This is a genomic window from Natronobeatus ordinarius (genome assembly GCF_024362485.1).
Taxonomy (GTDB): Archaea; Halobacteriota; Halobacteria; order Halobacteriales; family Natrialbaceae; genus Natronobeatus; species Natronobeatus ordinarius.
On the sequence record NZ_CP101456.1, the window covers coordinates 2,767,547 to 2,788,140 of the forward strand.

Genomic DNA, 20,594 nt, shown 5'->3' on the forward strand with positions numbered 1-20,594 from the left:
TTCGTTTTTGTCGGAGATGGTCGGCTGACGCCACTCGAGCCAGGAGGCAAATCTGCGAACTTCCTTTTCCCCAACGTGCAAGCATCCGTGAGAGAAGCGAACGGGTCACCGCCGTCTCGAGGTTTCAGCCCGCTCCGGCGGCTCTTTCGCATCATTAGAACCGCAGAGCGGTTCTAATTCGCAGTCAGAACGTACCGAATTCTGATAGTATCAGCGGGTTTTGCCGGGGTTCGACCGAACGAGCGCAGCGGGTGAGGGAGGACCCCGGTAAAAGAGGTTGGCAGGCGAATCTTCAACGTTATATCGTCGGGGACGAAACGACGCCCAGTAATGGCTGACGAGGCGACGGCGTTCGTTCCCGGGCACATCACCGGTTTTTTCAGCGCGCATCCGGACGACGACCCGACGAAAGCCGGCTCCCGGGGGGCCGGACTCACGCTCACCGACGGGGTGACCGTGACGGTTCGGCCGGCCGAACGAGGTGAACTCCGCCTCGAGGGCGAGCCGATCGACGTCGATCCCGTGACGACGGTGCTCGAGACGCTCGAGGTGGGTGCTCGAGTCGAGGCCGAGTCGGACCTCCCGCTGGGGGCGGGTTTCGGTGTCTCCGGCGCGATGGCGCTGGGGACGGCGCTCGCGGCGAACCGCGTCTTCGACCGGCGGCTCTCGACGAACGAACTGGTGACGATCGCCCACGGGGCGGAGGTCCAGGCGGGGACCGGACTGGGTGACGTCGTCGCCCAGGCCCACGGCGGCATCCCGATCCGGCTCGAGCCCGGCGCGCCGGCACACAACGAACTGGACTCGATTCCGGCGCGTGCTCGCGTCGAGTACGTCTCTTTCGGCGGACTCTCGACCGCCGACGTGCTCTCGGGCGACACCGACCAGCTCACGCGGGCGGGGAGGGAAGCGCTCTCGCGAATCGTCGCGGAGCCGACGCTCCCCTCGTTCGTCTACGCCTCGAGGCGCTTTGCCCGCGAAGCGGAGTTGTTGACGTCACGGACGCACGAGGCGATCGAGGACGTGGCCGCTGTCGGCGGCCAGGCGTCGATGGCGATGCTCGGCGACACGGTCTTCGCGCTCGGCACCGGTCTCACCGACGCAGGCTACGAGCCGTCGGTGTGTGCGACGCACCCGGCCGGCGCGACGCTGCAGTGAGCGGCGTGGGCGGAGTCGATTCGGTCCGTTTTTTATCGCCGATCACCAGGGTTCGGCCGTGAGCGAGTACGACAGCGCCCCGCCGGAGGTCGACCACGAAGAGGAAATTCCCGAGGATCACCCCCGCTACACCGACCTCGTGACCCGACACCGGATCGAGGAGGGCGTGAAGAAGGGCATCACCCATCTCCAGGGAATGCACGCCGAGGGTCGCGGGAGCGCCTTCGATTATCTGCTGGGCGAGGAGACGATCCCGAGCGCCGACGAGGCCGAACGCGCCGCCGCCGCGACGTTCTTACTCGCCGACCACCCCGTCTGCTCGGTCAACGGCAACGTCGCCGCGCTCGTCCCCGAAGAGATCGTCGAACTCGCCGACGTCGTCGACGCCGACCTCGAGGTGAACCTGTTCAATCGGACGCCCGAGCGCATCGAGGCGATCGCCGACCACCTCTTCGCCCACGGTGCCGAACAGGTGAAAGGGATCGAAGCCGATGCCCGCCTCCCGAACCTCGAGCACGCCCGTGCCAGGGTCGACGAAGACGGCATCTACGCGGCCGACGTCGTCATGGTCCCGCTCGAGGACGGCGACCGGGCTGAGGCACTGGCGGCGATGGGGAAGACCGAGATCGTGATCGACCTCAACCCGCTCTCGCGCTCGCCGCGAGTCGCGGACGTCCCGATCGTCGACAATATCGTCCGTGCGGTACCGAACGTCACGGCCCACGCCCGCGACCTCGCCGACGCCGACGAAGCCGAACTCGAGGCGATCGTCGAGGCGTTCGACCCCGAGACGGCGCTCGAGGCGGCCGAAGCACGGATCCGACGCGGAGCCCTCGAGGAGTAAGACAGCACGGGGCAGCCGGCTCGAGACCGGGTGTCGGGAGTACTCGAGCGACCGCCCGCTGGTCCGCACCGACTGTCTATAAACGCCGTTGTCAGCAAGCGACCTGCTCGAGGCAACGAAGAGAAATCAGAGGGATCTCCTCAGACAGTTAGAAACCGTCGTCGTTCTCCTCTTCCTCTTCGTCCTCTGGCTCATCCTCGACCTCCTCCTCCTCATCGACCTCTTCGTCATCGACCTCTTCGTCGTCGACCTCTTCGTCGTCTTCCTCTTCGTCGACAGCTTCGAGGGTGACGTCCAGTTCCATCAGGTTCAGTTCGGAGCTTCTGAAGGAAGCGGTCTCACCCATCGTTCCCGTATCACCGGGTTCGGCTTCGACTTCGTCGTTCTCGACCATGATGTAGCCCAGTCGGCCGCCAGGTCCACCGACCTCGATGCGGATCGGGTACACGTCCCAGTCGCCGTGATCATCAAACTCCTCTTCGTCTTCGTCGAGGTGTTCGAGTAGATCGTCTTTGGACCCCGTTTCGAGTTCAGCGAGAACGAGGAACTCTTCGCCTGGGTAGTAATCGCCACCGTGAATCACGACCTCGCCTTCTTCCTCTTCCTCCTGGGCCGCTACGGACCCGGTGGTGGCCGTCGCACCGGCTCCGACTGCGAGCGCTGTCGCAGCGAGCGCTCCTTTCTTCATGAAGTTTCGTCGCGAGTCGCCCATCGGTTCGTGCATTTCGTTCGTCATGTATTATCGTTGTGTGTTCGGTAGTTGTTCGTGTGTGCGTCGACGCTCGGTGCCCGAGTCGACGTCGTCGTCAGGGACCAACGTCATCGACGATTAGTGCGGTCACTGTGGTGGACGGCAATCCATCCCCACTCGGTTCGTTTCACGATTTTTGTTCTTGTGAACATCCCCTCCGTGGGCCCGATAGAACGAACGGCAGTACTGGATGTAATCCCCCATAGACGATGGTGAACGTGGATATCGCACACAGGGCTTCGATACTGAACCCCGGGGATTCCTCAGAGCGCCCGCAGATGTTCCCCCTCGAACGTTCGAATACGAACGGACAGCTACGAACGACTACCTATCATCGAGCACGAACAAGTGGCCACCGGCCCCCGTTCGGGTCGTTCTCGGTCGATAGTGCGGTTGAACGAAAGGACCATTCGGAAGAGATACGATGTTCGTCCGATAGATCTCGTCATCGATTCGACGACGATCACCGTTGACGCTGCTGTCGAACGGCGTTCACTATCTTCGGATCACTCGGCCCTGAGTTCGACCCCGTCAGCGAGTAACGTGTGTTCGATGAGACTCGCTGTCGCTCGGCGAAGTCGTTTCGAAAGCGCGCTATCGCTCACGTTTTCTTTCTCCGCCAGTTGGTCGAGCGGATGCGACCGCGGTACTTCGTAGTAGCCGTTCCGATAGGCCATGAGGAGCGTCTCTCGATGGTTGTCAGAGAGCGTGATTTCGTCGTCCACCGGTCGGACGTCGTCCCGCTGGAACCCCGAGTTGTGTAACTTCTGTAAGGTGACAGGGATGTCGTTGTCCGTAACGGCCATGTTGAACTCCGAGAGCGATTCGTGGGAGCTAAAGAGGAGGTGAAACTCCCACGCGTCCGCCGTGCCGGTCGCCTTGAGGAGCCGTCCCCCCGTCCTGAACAGCGGCTGAACGATTCCGTTGATGTCGTCGCTCCACTGTACCTCGAACAGCGTCTTTCCATCGGTCGTCGTGAGCCTGTCGACAGCCTCCGTATCGGCGGCCTCGAGCAATGAGGTTTCGACCGCGCCGGGATCGCCAGCTGAAACCCACACGAGCAGCATCTTTCGCTCGCGCTCGCTCTGAATTGGAACGACAGGTTCGAGTTCGACCACCGCGTCGGGAACGTCGTCGAACACCGTTCCGAACATGAACGCGTCCGACGGCACCGTGATCTCTACGATGACCGTCATTGTATCACTGGACGTTGACTGCTCGCTTTCGTCCCGTTCGAAACCCGCAAGGTGGTGAAACCCGATCTCGACACCTCGTGTACGTTCGACTGCCGGTGCACCGGTCGGCTCCACCCCGCCCCGGTCTGGACGACGGGCCTCCATCGATCGCACCGGAATCGGGTACACATACCACATACTTGGATAGCATCAACCAATAGTCTATCATTATTCAACTAATATTGAGAGATCAATTATAGGACTGATGAACGGATCGTACCTTCGGGGTGGCGTGACCTAGTAGCTCATCGTAACGGAGGACTGCGAATGCACGTCCAGTGAAAGTCACCGTTCATGGGGGACGAACTGAGAGTGATAGCCGGATCGCCGTACCATGTACCGGCACCACTGGACTACGCTCGAGTGGGCAGATCGAAGACATGATATCTAATCTGACACGCACCGCTGGAACCGGGGCCAACCGTGGAGGGCCGTGAGTAAGAGTGACAGCTCTACGACATATTCCAGTCGGTTTGCGCTGCCTAACGGACCAGCACACGTGATGGTCGCCCAGATCGCCAACATGGTTTACAACCTCGTTCGATGTGCCCAGTCACGACATGAGTGGTACGAATTCGGGTTCGAAGCTCACCCGTCGAACCCTGTTGCGAGCGTCGGGTGGCTCACTCGCTCTGCCGTTCGTGGGAAGTTCACGCGCGACCACGGACGAGCACGAACGCGAGCGGTGGCTGCCCAGGCGCTGTCCCGACGCGACGCTCGAGCCGAGTATGGTCCACTGTCCGGACGCGAGCATGGACGGCTGTGCGGACGACCGCCCGGAGACGGAACGACTCCAGGCGGCGGCCCGGGAGACGCTCGAGACGCAGTATCCGACCGTCGGGGCGCTGCTCGACCAGGGCTTTCTCCCCTACTTCGACGTGTTGCGCTCGCCGGAGGCCGAGGGCTACTCCCACTGGCTCAGCCCCGAGTTCATCGACGACGAGGGGACGCTCGATCCGGCGCGGCCCGAGTCCGTCCTCGTCGACAACGAGTGGTGGCAGCCGATCGGCGTGATGTTCGTCGCGACCGAGTTCGGCGAGCCCATGGACGTGCCGCCGTCGGTGTACGGCACTGACGAACCGGACGCAGAGCGCTGTTCGCCGTGGCACGCCCACGTCGGGCTGCCGGGGCGGGTCGCGTGGTGGTACTACCGGCAGGTCTACGAGGGTGATTACCGTCGGGGCAACGTGTTGCTCCCGTGTGAGACGCCCTGCATGATGCACGTGTGGACGGTCGACCATCCCGACGGCGTCTACGCGCACGGTCCGCCACCACGCGAAGATCGCCGACGGGAGCCGGCAGCACCGGGGTTCGAGACCGACGCCGAACCGGGTACGGACCACCTCGAGTGGCGTCATCTGCCGGAAGACGTCGTCCCCGAGACGACGCCCGAAGAGTACGTGGACTGGTTCCGTTCGTCGGGGTGACGCGGGCGATTCACAGCGGGTGGCCGAGCACGTCTGGATGAAGCCAGACCAGTAGCGAGTACCGATTGTAGCCGTCGATGGACGACTCGAGCGGTCCGAAGCGGCGTTCTTCGTCATCCTTTAGCAGTTGCGATTCGAAACAGGTCCCATGAGTTCCGTACCCGACCGTTCCGAGGTCGACGAGGAGTACACGTGGGACCTCGAGAGCGTCTACGCAACCGATGAGGACTGGGAGGCCGCCTCCGAGGCCGTCGCCGAACGAGTCGAGGAGCTGTCGGCCTACGAGGGCCAGACAACCGCAGACGCCGAGACGCTGCTCGAGATCCTCGAGCTCCGCGACGCGGTGATGCGGGAGGTTTCGACGGTCGCCGCCTACGCCCGGATGCGAAGCGACGAGGACACGACGAACCAGGAGTACCAGGCGATGTTCGCCCGCGCACAGTCGCTCTACGCCGACGCCCAGTCTGCGGCGTCGTTCGTCGAACCCGAACTCCAGGAGCTGACCCGCGATGAGTTCGAGCAGCTGGTCGAGGCCGAACCCGACCTCGAGACGTACGACCACTACGTCGACGACGTGTTGCGGATGAAACCGCACACCCGATCCGCGGAGGTCGAGGCGCTGCTCGCCGATCTGGGCGAGGTGACGGGCGCGACGGGAGAGGTGTACAACATGCTCTCGAACGCCGATATGGGGTTCCCGTCGGTCGAAGATCCCGAGGGAGAGCGCGTCGAGATCACCCAGAGCAACTTCGTCAACCTGCTCAAAGACCCCGACCGAGCGTTCAGACAGCGCGTCTACGAGGCCTACTTCGACGAGTGGGAGTCGGTCCGCAACACCGTGGCTACGACCTACAAGAACAGCGTCAAAGCCGACGTCAAACTGGCACGGGCGCGTGACTACGACACCGCCCGCCAGGCCGCCCTCGACGGCCCGAACGTCCCGGTCGAGGTGTACGACACCCTCGTCGAAACGGTGAACGACAACCTCGAGAAACTCCACCGCCACGCCGAACTCAAGCGCGAGGCGCTCGCGGTCGACGAGCTGCAGATGTGGGACCTCTACATGCCCCTGACTGGTGGCGAGGGACCTGACGTCGAGTACGACGACGCCTGTGAGTACATCGTCGACGCGGTCGCCCCGCTCGGGGAGGCTTACCAGACCCGCGTCGCCGAGGGGCTCGACTCGCGCTGGGTCGACGTCTACGAGAACGCCGGCAAGCGATCGGGCGCGTACTCGAGCGGGACGTACGACACCCAGCCGTTCATCCTGATGAACTACCAGGACGACATCTCCTCGATGTACACGCTGGCACACGAGCTCGGCCACTCACTGCACTCGGAGTTCACCAAGGAGGAACAGCCGTTCGTCTACTCGGGCTACGAGATCTTCGTCGCCGAGGTCGCGAGCACGGTCAACGAGGCGCTGCTGACGAACCACCTCCTCGAGACCGTCGAGGACCCCGAGTTCAAAATGCACGTCCTCAACGAGTTCTTAGAGCGGGTTCGCTCGACGCTGTACCGACAGACGCTGTTCGCCGAGTTCGAACACCGCGCCCACGAACTCGAGGAGACGGGCGAGCCGCTGACGGCCGACCGGCTCGACGAGTGCTACCGCGACCTGAAAGACCGCTACTACGAACCCGCCGTCGTCGACGACCGGATCGCCCGCGAGTGGATGCGCATTCCCCACTTCTACCGGGCCTTCTACGTCTACCAGTACGCCACCGGCATCTCCGCCGCGCTCGCCATCGTCGACCACGTGCTGGAAGACGGCGAGCCGGCCGCCGAGGACTACCTCGAGTTCCTCCGTCGGGGCTCCCGCGAGTACCCGCTGGACCTGCTCCGGATCACGGGCGTCGACATGAGCGCGTCGGGGCCGGTCGAACGGGCGCTCGCGACGTACGACGAGCGACTCGCGGAGTTCGAGGCGTTACTCGAGTAAGCCACACACGCTTCGAACGGCTGGCGCCAGCCGACGGCTACTGACAGCCGGACGAACGATACAGATCGCTCTCGAGTGTGTTTTTGACCCTGAGTAAAACGATCAGAAGAAAGTGTTATCAACCACTGACTTCGAGCCACTGCTGTGCATCGACGACAGTATCTCGTAACGACAGGTATCGGGACAGTGAGCGCACTCGCCGGCTGTACGGCGACCGACGCCGACGACGCAGGCAGTGACGCCGACGACGGCGACGATACGGAGGACCACGCGGACGAGTCAGCCGACGAACAGCCCCCCGCGGAACTGGACCAGGAGACGCTGGAGCTGGGGGAGGCAGTGCTGTTTTACACCGAGGACGGCAGCCAGGAACTCGCCTTTCGGCCGATCGATCCGGCCGTTCGGCCGCTGCTCGTCACGGACCGGCCCGAGCAGGGGCTCCTCGCGACCGAGACGCCGTCGGAAGACGCCGACTACGTCACCGTCGCGCTCGAGGCCGAGAACGTCGGCGACTCGGCCGTCGACGTCCCCTCGACGATCGAACTCCACGCCGGCGGGAGCAGCCACAGCCACGTGCGGACGGCGCTCACCGACGAGTACGAGCCGTTCCGGGAACTCGAGCCCGGCGAGTCGACGGTCCAGTACGCCGTCTTCGAAGTACCGACGGCGGACACGGACGCGGAGGTGCGACTGACCGCCGAGTGGGGCGCCAGGGAGCCGGTGGCCGCCGAGTGGGCCGTGGATCTCGCCGAGGCGCGCCGGCTGGAGTTCGATCTCGAGGAGTTGCCGATGGGCGAGGTCGTGACGATCGGCACGGACGAGGTGCGGTTCGCCGTCGAAGTCCAGTCCGTTCGGGAGGAAGACGACGGGGACGAGACGTCCGTCTTCGTCGCGTTCCGGGCCGAGAACGTCGGCTCGACGACAGTGCTTGACCCGACGATCCGCGGCGTGACGCTGGTGGCAGCGGGCCAGACGTTCGATCCCGAAACCGACGGGGGCGACGACGCCTACGACGCCGACGAACTCGAGCCCGGCGACAGCGAGCGTGGAGAGTTTCACTTCCGCGTTCCGGCGTCGGCTGACCCCGAGACGTTCCGGCTGGCGCTGACACCCGAGCTGGACGCCTCCTGGACTCTCAGGTAGTCGCCCGAGAGCGGACTGGAGAGCCCTCAGCACGCGACCCTACGTGAGAACGACGAGCACCCGGTCAGGGCGACTCGAGGGCGAGCGCCCGACCGGCCAGGTAGACCAGCCCGGCGCTGATCGCGGCCGCACCGCCGACGGCGATCACGGGGACGGAAACGGCAGTCTGTTCGTACGGATTTTGCGGCGCAGCGGCGACGATCCCCTCCACGGTTTCGGTTCCCATGTGACCGAACAGGAAGAAGACCACAGTGAGGACGATAGCGAAGCCGCCGGTCACCAGCCCGAACATGGAGGCGACGTCCTCGACGTTCAGGAGGGTCCGGATTTGCGACTCCGAGTACGTGAATTCGCCGCGACGGCGGACGACGGCGACCGCGGCGAGAGTCGTTGCGGTCGCGAGTTGGATCACGCCGGCGTAAACGCCGAGCCAGAGCACGAGCGGGGACGACCACAGCGGATCGTTGCCGGGGAAAGCCGCCTGAACCGACGCCGGATAGGTAGCCGTGATCGGAACGACGAGTGCGAGCGCCAACAGTAAACCGCTCTGCCAGCGAAGCTTCTCGGGGATCCGCCGCTTGATTAGTGCGTAGCGCTGTACTCGCAGTCGTTCGTAGGTTGAGTCGCCGAGCAAGGCGTCTGCGATCGGATCGTCCGGGTCAGTCGAGGGCATAGTCGAGTGGGGGACGGAGACCGGGTACAGCCAGCCTGCCGAGTCGGCACAGCCGGCTGTCGGTTCAGGCTTCCGGACACGGACCATCCCAATATACGCTACGGTTTTCAACTCGCTGTCAGAATGCCAGAGATACACGAACGGGTGTATTATTCCGTTAGGGCTTGTGGTGATATATTAGTCGCTTTCTACCTCCAGCTATGTCCGAACTCGTAGGACCGGAGTCGCTTTGGCTGTGGATCGGCACGATCGGGATGACCCTCGGTACGCTGTATTTCGTCGGCCGCGGACGCGGCATCCGCGATCCGAAGATGCAGCAGTTCTACATCATCACGATCTTCATCACCACTATCGCGGCGACGATGTACTTCGCGATGGCGACGGGATTCGGCGTCACCGAAGTCACGGTCGGCGACGAAGCGCTCACGATCTACTGGGCGCGCTACGCCGACTGGATCTTCACCACGCCGCTGTTGCTGCTCGACCTCGCGCTACTGGCCGGAGCCGACCGAAACACGATCGGGACCCTGATCGGCCTCGACGTGCTCATGATCGGAACTGGCACCATCGCGGCGTTCGCGGCGACCCCCGCCACCCGCATCGCGTGGTGGGGCATCAGCACCGGCTTCCTGCTCGCGTTGCTGTACGTCCTCGTCGGGACCCTCTCCGAGCGGGCGCAGACCCAGTCCCCGGAGGTGCGGTCGCTGTTCGGCAGGCTCCGGAACCTGCTCATCGCGCTGTGGCTGCTGTACCCCGTGGTCTGGATCCTCGGGACCGAAGGTACCTTCGGCATCCTCCCGCTGTACTGGGAAACCGCGGCGTTCATGGCCCTCGACCTGACCGCGAAGGTCGGCTTCGGGCTGCTCCTGCTGCGCAGCCACGCGGTGCTCGAGCGCGCCGTCACGCCGACGCCGACGTCGGAGCAGGCGTCACCGGCCTGAGATCGAGTCACCTGAGGCGAGTAGTGCGCGAGTCGAGGGCGCGATAGCGGGCTCGACCGCGAACAGCGCGTCTGGCCGCGGTGACCGGTGCGACGAAATCACACCGCGACCCAAAGGCACATTTACCGTCCACGACTTATCCGCGTACATCAGGATGTCTCGAAGCCCGTCTCTCCCAGATAGACCCAGCCGCGAAATCGATCCGGATATGCCGGACGACGAGCGGCTCGAGGTGCTTCGCGCCCACTTACAGGACCTCGTCGACGTCAACGAGACGCTCTCGAACCAGCTCGATGACGCCGAACGGCGCCGACAGAAGCTCCGAGAGAAAGCCGACCGAATCGAACGCGAGAACGAGACGCTGAAAAGCTCCTCATTGTACGTCGCGACCGTCGAGGACCGCTTCGACGGCGAGGCGATCATCAAACAGCACGGGAACAACCAGGAGGTGGTGACCGAACTGCCACCCCGGCTGGAGGACGAACTCGAGGCCGGCGACCGCGTCGCCGTCAACGACTCCTTCGGCGTACAGCTGATCCTCAGCGCCGAGATGGACGCCCGTGCGCAGGCGATGGAGATCGACGAGAGTCCGGACGTCGGGTACGAAGATATCGGCGGCATCGACGAACAGATCCGCGAGGTCCGTGAGGCCGTCGAACAGCCGCTCGCCCAGCCCGAGCTGTTCGAGGAGGTCGGCATCGAGCCGCCGGCAGGCGTCCTGCTCTACGGGCCGCCGGGAACGGGCAAGACGATGCTCGCGAAGGCCGTCGCCAACCAGACCGACGCCACCTTCATCAAGATGGCCGGCTCGGAGCTCGTCCGCAAGTTCATCGGCGAAGGCTCGCGGCTCGTCCGTGACCTCTTCGAACTGGCACGCGAACGCGAACCCGCCATCATCTTCATCGACGAGATCGACGCCATCGCCTCGAGGCGGACGGAGTCGAAGACCTCCGGCGACGCCGAGGTCCAGCGGACGATGATGCAACTGCTCAGCGAGATGGACGGCTTCGAGGAGCGCGGCGAAATCCGCATCATCGCGGCGACCAACCGTTTCGACATGCTCGATTCGGCAATCCTCAGACCCGGCCGGTTCGACCGGCTCATCGAGGTTCCCGAACCCGACCGCGAGGGCCGCGAGAAGATCTTCCAGATCCATACCCGGGGCATGAACGTCGACGACGACGTCGACTTCGACGCGCTAGCCGACGACACCGTCGGCTACAGCGGGGCGGAGATCGAGAGCCTCACCACCGAGGCGGGGATGTTCGCCATCCGCGACGACCGCGATCACGTCTGCCAGACGGACTTCGTCGACGCCCTCGAGAAGATCGAAAACGACGACGGCAGCGACGTCATTGCTTCGGCCGGATACTTCTATCAGTAGCCCGCTCGAGGCTGAGAACGCGGGTCGCCGTTCGTGTGGGATTCTGCGAGCACTCGACCGGTCGTGACGATCAGTCACTCTCTCCTCTGCTCGAGGGAACGTACGCGACTCCTGTTCGTCTCCACCACTGTAGCCCGGACGCAGGACAGACCGTGGAAGCTATGGGTTTACCGTCACGTACGTCTACCCATGGATTCGCGTTTGGCAGGCCGGTGGAGGCGGTCGCCGTGATCGACGGCGTCGAGGAAACCCTCGATGAGATCGGGTTCAATCCGGACACGAGCGTCCTCACCCGTCGACAGGCACAGGTGCTCGCACTTCGACAGCAGGGCGTCTCGCAGGCGGCGATCGCCGAAGCCCTCGGCACGTCGCGGGCGAACGTCTCCTCGATCGAGGGCAGCGCTCGCGACAATCTCGAGAAGGCGCGCGAGACGGTGGCGTTCGCGGAGGCGCTTCGTGCACCGGTTCGGATTCAGATCCCGGCGGAGACGGACCTCTACGACGTCCCACAGCAGGTGTACGACGCCTGTGACGAGGAAGGGGTGAAAGTCGATCACACTGCCCCGGATCTGATGAAGATCATCAGCGACGCCGCCGGAGACGCCGTGAGCGGCCGGCAGGTCGACGAGGATCTCATCGTCGGCGTCACGAGCGACGGCTCGGTTCGGGTTCGTCGGCCCGACTGAGAACGGCTGGCGCGCTGGAATCGACCGTCTCGACTGCCTGTCTTCACCGAACGGCACACAGTTACTGCGAGAACGCCACCACAGCTACTGGAAAAGGCCACGGCTGTAGTCGTGGGAGAGCCACGGACGAGGAACACGACCCCCACTGGGTCGGCGCGTTCGTCACCCTCGTTGCTCGAGAATGCGATCGACGATCAGCCGCGTCGAGAGGAGTTCGTCTTCGTAGCGGGGTTCCCGACCGCTGGCGGAGCGAATCTCACAGTCGAGGCCGCGACGCTCGAGTTCGGCCGCGATCGCCTCCCGGTCGTGGTGTTGGTCGTGCCCGAGGACGATCACGTCCGGCTCGAGTTCCTCGATCGGGACGAAGATGTCCGCTTCGTGGCCGAGGATCGCCTCGTCGACGACCTCGAGCGCGCCGACGACGTCGCGGCGCTGCCGGGCCGAACAGATCGGTGGCGCTTTGTGGTCGACGTTTCGCTTTCGGGCGACGATGACGTACAACTCGTCACCCATCGCAGCCGCTTCCGACAGATAGTGGACGTGGCCCGGGTGGATGATGTCGAACGTTCCCTGTGCGACTACTCTGGTCATGCGGAGTTCACCGTGCGTGCTCGAATCATCGTCGGTCCCGTCGGAGTTCCTCGTCGATGTCTGCCTGTGTGAAGTCGAAGAAATCGTCCGTGTCGGGTAACTCGACGTCGATGACGGGAAGCGTCGTCGGATGACCCTCGGAGTCGAATGCCTGCCAGTCCGTCCGCCGGTACGGTGCGCCGATGATGATGTGCACCGACCCACGGGTGAACGTCTCCAAGTCCGCGCTGCTCGGGCGTAACACGCCGTTGGGATGTGAGTGGACGCTGCCGAGTGACTTCACGTCGTTCGGTACCTGACTCGTGCGCACCGTTGCACTCACGCTGTTGGACTCGGTTCCGGGAATCACGAGCACGTCGGTGATGACCAGCCCGTCCCGGTCGAGCCCCAGCCGTGACGCTTCCGTTCCGCGGAGCATCCCCATGTACTCGTTCGGGTGGGTCGCCTCCGCGGACTCGATGGTGAACTCGAGCGTCTCCTCGGCGATGCCGAGGATCTCGTTCGAGCGAAACAGCGCGTCGAGCAGCCCCATGTGGGTGAATCGGGCCTTGAGGTTGCTAAACGTTCCGAAAGCCGTCCCGATCGAGCGCGAACCGGTTCTGCACTCTCCGTTCGGCTATGACGGCTCCGAGTCAAACAGTCGTGACACGCTGTGTGAGTCGTCCCTGGCGACTCAGTTCGCCCACTCCTCGAACGACCGGTAGATGCCCTTCGAGAGGTAGCGCTCGCTCGAGTCGGGAAACACCGTCACGACCGAGTCGTACGGGGCGTCGATCTCGCCCGAGTCGATCCGTCGGGCGACCCGCTTGGCGGCGACGCTCGCGGCGGCGGCGCTCGAGGCGACGAGGTGACCTTCTTCGCGGGCGAGGCGTTTGAGCTCTTCGTGCGTTGCCTCGTCCGAAACGGCGTACACGTCGTCGACGAGGTCGGCCTCGAACAGTTCGTTCGTGTCGGTGTCGTGGGTGCCGATTCCCTCGATCTTGTACTCGTCTTCGTGTCGGTCTTTCTCGAGGAATTCGCCAAAGAGCGACCCGTCTGGCTCGACGGCGACGACGTACGTGTCCGGGTGTTGCTCGCGGGCGTAGCGGGCGATCCCCATGAGCGTGCCGGCGGTGCCACAGCCGGCGACCACCGCGCCGACCTCGCCGTCGAGGGCCTCGTAGAGCTCCGGTCCCGTCGTCTCGTAGTGGGCCTCGGTGTTGAGCGGGTTGGCGAACTGCTGGGGAACGACCGCGTCGTCGAGTTCCTCGGCGAGTTCGTGAGCACGGGCGATCGCTCCGCCCATCCCGTCGCTGGTCGGCGTGTTGATCACCTTCGCGCCGAGGGCTGCCATCAGCTGCTGTTTCTCGACACTGAACTTCTCGGGAACGACGAAGATCGCGTTCAGCCCGAGCTGTCCAGCGGCGATCGCCAGTCCGATCCCCGTGTTCCCCGCCGTCGGTTCGATCACCGTTCCCCCCGGAGCAAGGTCGCCGCGTTCGAGCATCCGCTCGAGCATGTACTTCCCGATCCGGTCTTTGACGCTCGCACCGGGGTTGAACGACTCGAGTTTGGCGTAGACGGGGATGCCCTCCGGGGCGTCGTGAACGCGGACGAGCGGCGTCCGGCCGACGGCCTCGAGTACCGAGTCCAACGGTCGCTCGTGGGTGGTCATCGTGTGGGCAAATGTTGCTCCGGCTGTTAGCTCTTGCCATCATGAGCCTTCGCGAAAATCGACCGGGAGTGCGCGTGAGCCTGGCGACGAGGCGGCTGCGTCGTGAACCTCGTTCGACCTGGCACGAGTGGCGTGTGAATCGCGCTTCACAGAACGGTTATTGACGTCTCCGAGAGAGCATGTTGCGTGAACGTAACCATCGTCGGCTCCCAGCTCGGAGACGAGGGGAAAGGCGGTATCGTCGACTTGTTTGGCGAGGACGCAGACGTAGTCGTCCGATACCAGGGAGGTGACAACGCCGGCCACACCGTCGTGCACGGCGACGAGGAGTACAAACTCCGCCTCGTCCCGAGCGGCGTGGTTCGAGGAACGACCGGCGTCCTGGGCAACGGCTGCGTCGTGAACCTCGAGACGCTGTTCGAGGAGATCGACCGGCTGTGCGAACGCGGATTGCGCCCCGACGTTCGCGTCTCAGGTCGCGCCCACGTCGTGCTCCCGTACCACCGGGTGCTGGATCGTGCGGAAGAAGCCGCGAAGAACGACGAGGACTTGCGGGTCGGAACGACGGGCAACGGGATCGGCCCCGCCTACGAGGACAAGGCAGGTCGGCGTGGAATCCGCGTCGCGGAGTTGTCCCGGCCCGAACTCCTCCGGAGCCGTCTCGAGTACGTCGTCCCGAAGAAACGGCGGCTCGCCGAGGAGATCTACGGCGTCGATACGGGCGACGCGTTCGACGTCGACGCGCTCTTCGAGACGCTTCGAGCCTTCGGCGACCGGCTCGCGGACGAGGGAATGGTCGTCAACGCAGGGTCGTTCCTCGCGGAGCGAGAACGCGAGAGCGACGCAATCCTGTTCGAGGGCGCCCAGGGCGCCCACATCGACGTCGACCACGGCAACTACCCGTTCGTCACCTCGTCGAACCCGACCGCCGGCGGGGCAATCGTCGGGACTGGCGTGAGTCCGAGAATGGTGAGCGACGGCGAGATCGTCGGCGTGGTGAAGGCCTATCACTCCCGGGTCGGGAGCGGCCCGATGCCGACGGAGATGGTCGACGAGACCGCGTCCGAACTCCGGGAGAAGGTAGGCGGGTTTGGGACCGTCACGGGGCGGGCGCGCCGGATCGGCTGGCTCGACCTCCCGACGCTGCGGTACGCGGTCCGGGTCAACGGCGTCACCGGCATCGCGATCAATCACGTCGACGCGCTCGCCGGGCTCGACGAGCTCCGGATCTGCGAGGCCTACGAACTCGACGGGGAGCGCCTGATCGAACCTCCGTCGACGACGGCCGCGTGGGAACAGTGTGCGCCCGAGTACCAGACGTTCGACCCGTGGGACGACCGGGACTGGACGAAGGTGGTGGTGGAGGGGTACGACGCGCTCCCCGAGAACGCCCGTGCGTACGTCGAATATGTGAGCGACGCCCTCGACACACCCCTCTACGCTGTCGGCGTCGGACCGGACCGGGACGAGACAGTCGTCCGCCGGAATCCCTTTGAGCCAGCAGGGTGATCGACGGATGTGTGTCGATCGCTCGGATCGATCGCCGACGCCTGACCGATGACGGGAGACGAACTCGACCGGGGGACCGCGTTCTCCCTGCTGGCGGACGAGACCCGCGTGCGGATCCTCCGCGAACTCGGAGCCGCGACCGCCTCACCGGAGACGGGTATCCCCCGACTCTCGTACGCCGAGTTGCAGTCGCGCGTCGGCGTCCGGGACTCCGGGCGGTTCAACTACCACCTGACGAAGCTGGTCGGGAACTACGTGGCCAAGGAGGCAGACGGCTACCGGCTCCGGTGGCCCGGAATGGCCCTCTATCGGACGCTCGTCGCCGGCCTGCTCACCGAGGCGACCCCCGCTATCGGTCGGTTCCCGGTGGGGACAGCGTGTCACCGCTGTGGCGAACCGATCGAGGCCCACCTCTACGAGACGCTCTTTCGCGTCCGCTGTGACGCCTGCGACGCAACCTATACGGACGTCTACGTTCCGCCCCACGGGTTAGTCGGCCGGAACGAAGCGGCGCTGCTCCGGGCGGTCCACCGGCGCAGCCGGACCGTTCTCGATTCGATGGTCGCCGGCCAGTGCCCGTGGTGTGCGAGCGACGTGCGCCCCGAGATCCACGAGGGCGACGGGTCGCTGCCCTCACTCCACGACACCCGCGAGCTCGACGCCTACGTCGTCTACCACTGTACCGACTGCACCGGCTTCCAGTACGTGCCGATCGCCCAGGTGCTCCTCTACCACCCCACCGCCATCGCCTTCTACCATAGCCACGGGAGAGACCTCACCGCGATCCCGGCGTGGGAACTCGGGTGGGCCGTGACCGACGAGACGACGACGATCCTCGAGACCGACCCGTGGCGGTTCTCGGTCCGTGTGCCGCTCGATGACGCGGAACTCGCCGTCGAACTCGACGATGAACTCGAGGTTGTCGACGGGCGACGAGGATAAGATCGAGCGATCGGTCGTCGCTCCCGTCTCCTGCTCTGCGCTCGAGGACGGCCCGTGGAATTACTCGCCGGTCGAAGCGGAGAACGTCGCTTCGACCCGGCCTGTGGCGACTACTCCGCGTCGGCCGCCGCGGATTCCTCCGGCGTACCGTCGCCCTCCGTCGTCGTCTCGTCGCCGTCGTCCCCACTTTCGTCGTCCTCGGCTTCCTCGATCGCCGCCTCCGCGAGAATCTCCTCGGCGTCGAGCCCCTGTTCCTCGGCGATGGCGACCAGCAGCGCCCGCTGCTCTTCCACCCGGTGGTCGAGCGTCGTCACCGTCTCGTGAGTCTCGTCGACCTCCTCTTCGAGGCTGATGATCCGCCCCTGAAGCTCCTGGACCTGTTTGTACATCTGCTCTGCGCTGTCAGAGATCATCTGGAGTTTCTTCGCGGTTGAACCGAGTCCCATACACAGAAGGTGTGTGGTCCAGCTAATTGGACCTTTCCTCTCGCGGGCCAGCCGACCGCGAGCTCCCCCGACTCGCTGGCCGGCTCACCACACGAGAGACGCGCAGTCGATACCAGCCATCCTCATGCGAGCGCTGCCTCGAGGTCCCGACACCACGCCAGCAGCTGCTCATCGGCGCCGAAGCGTGCCGTACACTGCAGCCCGAGCGGGAGGCCGTCGTCGGTCGTCGACGCCGGTAGTGCCACCGTCGGGAGTCCAGCGTGGGTCCACGGGAGGTTCATGATCGGGTCGCCGGTCGAGTCGATCCCCTCGGGGGCCGGGCCGGGGGCGGCCGGACTGACGAGCACGTCGATCCCGTGGTCGGCCATCGCGTCGTGGACCCGCTCGCGCAGGGCCCGGCGTCCGGCGCGGGCGGCCACCAGCTCCTCGACCGTGACGGCCTGGCCCTCCTCGATCAGCTCGGCAGTTTCCGGTGCGTACCGGTCGCCGTAGGCCGGATACCACTCGCTGTGTGAGAGCGCGGTTTCGGCGGCGACCAACCGCTCGTGGCGGCGATTTACGGACTCGAGATCGGTGAACGGGTCGATCCGCCGAACCTCGAGTCCCGCCGCCGACAGTCGCTCGAGGTGGGCCTCGAACTGCGCCTGTCCCGTCGCCGACGCCTGCTCGAGGTACGGTCCCTCGAGGGCACCGACCGTGGGCTCCCCGGAGCCGTCCTCGGCGCGCCAGTCCGCACAGAGCACCCCCGCGGCGAGGCGGGCCCCGGCGAGGTCCTGGGTGAACCAGCCCACGTGGTCGACCGACGGCGCGACCGGGACGACCCCCGCCGTCGAGACGCGGCCGTAGCTCGGCTTCATACCGACGACCCCGCAGAAGGCCGCCGGGCGGATCACCGACCCGATCGTCTGAGAGCCAAGCGCCAGCGGACAGAGGCCGGCGGCGACCGCCGCCGCCGACCCGCTGCTCGAGCCCCCGGGCGTCCGACCGTGGTCGTGTGGGTTGCGCGTCGGGCCGGGTGCGAAGTAGGCGAACTCGGTGGTAACCGTCTTTCCCAGGACGAGCGCGCCCGCCTCCTCGAGTGCCGAAACCGTGGCGGCCTGGGGACCCGTAATCGCCTCGGGCGGGACGTCGGCGCCCGCTTCCGTCGGGAAACCGTCGACGTGGAAGATGTCCTTGACGCCGACCGGAACCCCGAAAAGCGGCGGGCGACTGCCGGGCTCCGAATATCGCGTCTCGAGACTCGAGGCCGCGCGCTCGAGCCGGCCCCACCGCTGGGTTTCCGGGAGAAACGCCCGGACGGACGGTTCGTGGTCGTCGAAGCGGTCACGGACGTACTCGAGGTGCGCACTCGGTTCTGTGTCGTCGGCCCGCAGGGACCGGGCGAGGTCGGCGAGCGGGGCGTCGATGAGCGTCATGGCTGATCACCTGTACCCGGAGGCGTATTATACCGTGGGTCGCGGTCAGGCGGGACCCGTCGGACCGGGAGGGAGACTTTTTGACCACCGACGCGAGTGCTCGAACATGAACTTCGACTCGTTCGTCCTCGCGGCGTCTACCGCAGTGCTCGCCGAAGAACCCGACGCCCGCGATCACGCCGACGCGATCGAGTTCCGCATGGACCTCGCCGACGAACCACTGGCAACGCTCGAGGACTACGACGGCGAGCTTCCAATCCTGGCGACGAACCGTGCCGAGTGGGAAGGCGGCGAGGCCGGAGACGAGGGCCGACTCGAGGCACTCGCCGAGGCGACCGAATTCGAGGCCGTGGAAGCGATCGACGTCGAACTCGAGTCGATCCTCGGTGGGGAGGCGGACGCGGTGCTCGAGACGGCTCGCGACCGCGACGTGGCCGTGGTGGCGTCGGCCCACGACTTCGAGGGGACGCCGCCCAGACACGAATTGGTGCGAACGCTGACCGAGGCGAGCAAGTACGCCGACGTGGCGAAGCTCGCGGTGACGGCGGCGTCGAAGGCGGACGCGCTCGCGTTGCTCTCGGCGACCGAACAGCTGACATCCCACGGCGATACGGTGGCGACGATGGCCATGGGCGAAGTCGGCCGACACACCCGCGCAGTGGCCCCCGTCTACGGCTCGACGGTCGGCTACGCGCCCGTCGATCCCGCGAAGGCGACCGCGCCGGGGCAGTACGATCTCGAGACGCTCTCGCGGCTGGTGGCCGACCTCGAGTAGGTTCGCGACCGAACGTCGGCCGTCCGTCGCCGGACAGCGAGACACGCGCTCGGAGCGTACCGATCAGGGTTCGTCCGTTGACGATACGCGAGGTCCACCGCCGTATACACTCGACACATGTGAACGGAGCCGCTTTTCTCGATCGTTCACCCAGCGGAGACTGTATCGATGACCGGACGTTCACGGTCGACAGTAGTGATAGCGGTGATCGGACTGCTCCTCACGACCGCGGTCGGCGTCGGAGCCGTCGCGTCCGGTCCGGCTGGTGCCCAGCCGAACGTCGAGGGACTGGCCAGCAGTGACGACGACGATGCGGTCGAACCGAATCTCGAGACGGGCGACTCGGGCGCCGGGACCGATCGGATCAACGAGGATCGGACGGTCGACGAGTACGCTGGCGACGACGGCGTCGTCGACACGGACGGCCTCCGGGACGCGATCGACGACTGGCGAAGCGGAACGACAGACACCGACCTGCTCCGCGACGTCATCGACGCCTGGCGGACCAGCGACGAAACGGGTGACGGCGGCGCACTCGACCGCACGCTCGTCGAGCAGTACGTCCACGAGGCGGTGAACGAGGAACGCGCCGCGCGCGGGCTCGAGGAACTCGAGTTCGACGAGGAACTCCAGACGATCGCGCGGACGCACAGCGAGGACATGGCCGAGCGCGGCTACTTCGCTCACACCGATCCGGACGGAAATTCATTCGCCGACCGCTACGATGAACACGGTTACGACTGCCGTGCGGACGCCGGCGGCGGCTACTACTACATCGGCGGCGAGAACATCGCGCACACGCACTTCGACAAGCCGGTCCGGACCGATTCGGGCGAGATCGTCCGATACACGGACGAGCGCGAGCTGGCCGACGGCATCGTCGAGGGGTGGATGAACTCAGACGGCCACCGCGAGAATCTCCTCGCCGACCACTGGACCAACGAGGGGATCGGAATCTCCGTGACCGACGACGACGAGGTGTACGCGACGCAGAACTTCTGTTGACGGCTCGGGAGGACGGGCTCGGGAGGACGGGCTCGGAAGGATGGGCTCGGAAGGATGGGCTCGGAAGGATGGG

The 20,594-nt window shown here is 65.4% G+C and carries 20 protein-coding genes; 12 read left to right on the forward strand and 8 right to left on the reverse strand.

Features of this window, described 5'->3' with window-relative positions; all coding sequences use genetic code 11:
- Window positions 1-330: 330 nt before the first annotated feature.
- Together NMQ09_RS14150 and NMQ09_RS14155 are read left to right on the forward strand one after the other, a co-directional pair.
- Window positions 331-1,158 (forward strand): pantoate kinase, encoded by an 828-nt coding sequence (locus NMQ09_RS14150; RefSeq protein ID WP_255191226.1) that lies wholly within the window; start codon window positions 331-333, stop codon window positions 1,156-1,158.
- Between the two features lie 58 nt (window positions 1,159-1,216).
- Entirely contained in the window at window positions 1,217-2,002 is a 786-nt protein-coding gene (locus tag NMQ09_RS14155) for a 4-phosphopantoate--beta-alanine ligase (protein WP_255191227.1), read from the forward strand.
- Between the two features lie 148 nt (window positions 2,003-2,150).
- On the opposite strand, the gene NMQ09_RS14160 is transcribed toward NMQ09_RS14155, so the two are convergent.
- Window positions 2,151-2,738: a calcium-binding protein gene (locus tag NMQ09_RS14160; RefSeq protein WP_255191228.1), complete on the reverse strand. Its 588-nt coding sequence runs from the start codon at window positions 2,736-2,738 to the stop codon at window positions 2,151-2,153.
- A 521-nt stretch (window positions 2,739-3,259) separates the two neighbouring features.
- A complete protein-coding gene (locus NMQ09_RS14165; protein WP_255191229.1) occupies window positions 3,260-3,949 on the reverse strand; it encodes a helix-turn-helix domain-containing protein in 690 nt (229 codons plus the stop codon).
- Between the two features lie 599 nt (window positions 3,950-4,548).
- On the opposite strand from NMQ09_RS14165, the gene NMQ09_RS14170 reads away from it, so the two are divergent.
- The 3 genes from NMQ09_RS14170 to NMQ09_RS14180 all read left to right on the forward strand — a co-directional run bounded on the left by NMQ09_RS14170 (window position 4,549) and on the right by NMQ09_RS14180 (window position 8,500).
- Window positions 4,549-5,415: a hypothetical protein gene (locus NMQ09_RS14170; protein ID WP_255191230.1), complete on the forward strand. Its 867-nt coding sequence runs from the start codon at window positions 4,549-4,551 to the stop codon at window positions 5,413-5,415.
- Between the two features lie 148 nt (window positions 5,416-5,563).
- On the forward strand, window positions 5,564-7,357 hold the full coding sequence (pepF, locus tag NMQ09_RS14175; RefSeq protein WP_255191231.1) for an oligoendopeptidase F: 1,794 nt from the start codon (window positions 5,564-5,566) through the stop codon (window positions 7,355-7,357).
- A gap of 144 nt (window positions 7,358-7,501) precedes the next feature.
- Window positions 7,502-8,500, forward strand: coding sequence for a hypothetical protein (locus tag NMQ09_RS14180; RefSeq protein ID WP_255191232.1), 999 nt, complete (start codon window positions 7,502-7,504; stop codon window positions 8,498-8,500).
- 64 nt (window positions 8,501-8,564) lie between these two features.
- Here NMQ09_RS14180 and NMQ09_RS14185 read toward each other — a convergent pair whose 3' ends face one another.
- Window positions 8,565-9,173, reverse strand: a complete 609-nt coding sequence (locus tag NMQ09_RS14185) for a hypothetical protein (RefSeq protein WP_255191233.1) — start codon at window positions 9,171-9,173, stop codon at window positions 8,565-8,567.
- Window positions 9,174-9,373: 200 nt separating this feature from the next.
- On the opposite strand from NMQ09_RS14185, the gene NMQ09_RS14190 reads away from it, so the two are divergent.
- From NMQ09_RS14190 to NMQ09_RS14200, 3 genes are all read left to right on the forward strand, one after another.
- Window positions 9,374-10,114, forward strand: a complete 741-nt coding sequence (locus NMQ09_RS14190) for a bacteriorhodopsin (RefSeq protein ID WP_255191234.1) — start codon at window positions 9,374-9,376, stop codon at window positions 10,112-10,114.
- Between the two features lie 154 nt (window positions 10,115-10,268).
- Window positions 10,269-11,498, forward strand: a complete 1,230-nt coding sequence (gene pan2 / locus NMQ09_RS14195) for a proteasome-activating nucleotidase Pan2 (protein ID WP_255191235.1) — start codon at window positions 10,269-10,271, stop codon at window positions 11,496-11,498.
- A 227-nt stretch (window positions 11,499-11,725) separates the two neighbouring features.
- Window positions 11,726-12,184, forward strand: coding sequence for a Tfx family DNA-binding protein (locus NMQ09_RS14200; RefSeq protein ID WP_255194599.1), 459 nt, complete (start codon window positions 11,726-11,728; stop codon window positions 12,182-12,184).
- Window positions 12,185-12,346: 162 nt separating this feature from the next.
- Here the strand turns inward: NMQ09_RS14200 and NMQ09_RS14205 are convergent, their stop codons facing one another.
- From NMQ09_RS14205 to NMQ09_RS14215, 3 genes are all read right to left on the reverse strand, one after another.
- The gene (locus NMQ09_RS14205; protein ID WP_255191236.1) at window positions 12,347-12,775 is read right to left on the reverse strand and encodes an FAD synthase family protein; all 429 of its coding nucleotides are present in this window, start codon (window positions 12,773-12,775) and stop codon (window positions 12,347-12,349) included.
- Between the two features lie 25 nt (window positions 12,776-12,800).
- Entirely contained in the window at window positions 12,801-13,307 is a 507-nt protein-coding gene (locus NMQ09_RS14210) for a Mov34/MPN/PAD-1 family protein (protein ID WP_255191237.1), read from the reverse strand.
- 141 nt (window positions 13,308-13,448) lie between these two features.
- Window positions 13,449-14,429 carry a PLP-dependent cysteine synthase family protein gene (locus NMQ09_RS14215; protein ID WP_255191238.1) on the reverse strand — a complete coding sequence of 327 codons (981 nt, stop codon included), beginning with the start codon at window positions 14,427-14,429 and terminating at the stop codon, window positions 13,449-13,451.
- A 186-nt stretch (window positions 14,430-14,615) separates the two neighbouring features.
- Between NMQ09_RS14215 and NMQ09_RS14220 the strand changes: the two genes are divergently transcribed.
- Together NMQ09_RS14220 and NMQ09_RS14225 are read left to right on the forward strand one after the other, a co-directional pair.
- Window positions 14,616-15,938 (forward strand): adenylosuccinate synthase, encoded by a 1,323-nt coding sequence (locus NMQ09_RS14220; RefSeq protein ID WP_255191239.1) that lies wholly within the window; start codon window positions 14,616-14,618, stop codon window positions 15,936-15,938.
- A 48-nt stretch (window positions 15,939-15,986) separates the two neighbouring features.
- Window positions 15,987-16,880 carry a winged helix-turn-helix domain-containing protein gene (locus NMQ09_RS14225; RefSeq protein ID WP_255191240.1) on the forward strand — a complete coding sequence of 298 codons (894 nt, stop codon included), beginning with the start codon at window positions 15,987-15,989 and terminating at the stop codon, window positions 16,878-16,880.
- A 110-nt stretch (window positions 16,881-16,990) separates the two neighbouring features.
- Here NMQ09_RS14225 and NMQ09_RS14230 read toward each other — a convergent pair whose 3' ends face one another.
- Window positions 16,991-17,326, reverse strand: a complete 336-nt coding sequence (locus NMQ09_RS14230; RefSeq protein WP_255191241.1) for a DUF5798 family protein — start codon at window positions 17,324-17,326, stop codon at window positions 16,991-16,993.
- Window positions 17,327-17,448: 122 nt separating this feature from the next.
- Window positions 17,449-18,741 (reverse strand): amidase, encoded by a 1,293-nt coding sequence (locus tag NMQ09_RS14235; RefSeq protein ID WP_255191242.1) that lies wholly within the window; start codon window positions 18,739-18,741, stop codon window positions 17,449-17,451.
- Between the two features lie 106 nt (window positions 18,742-18,847).
- Between NMQ09_RS14235 and NMQ09_RS14240 the strand changes: the two genes are divergently transcribed.
- Both NMQ09_RS14240 and NMQ09_RS14245 read left to right on the forward strand, forming a co-directional pair.
- Entirely contained in the window at window positions 18,848-19,516 is a 669-nt protein-coding gene (locus NMQ09_RS14240; RefSeq protein WP_255191243.1) for a type I 3-dehydroquinate dehydratase, read from the forward strand.
- A gap of 168 nt (window positions 19,517-19,684) precedes the next feature.
- Window positions 19,685-20,521 (forward strand): CAP domain-containing protein, encoded by an 837-nt coding sequence (locus NMQ09_RS14245; protein ID WP_255191244.1) that lies wholly within the window; start codon window positions 19,685-19,687, stop codon window positions 20,519-20,521.
- Window positions 20,522-20,594 lie beyond the last annotated feature (73 nt).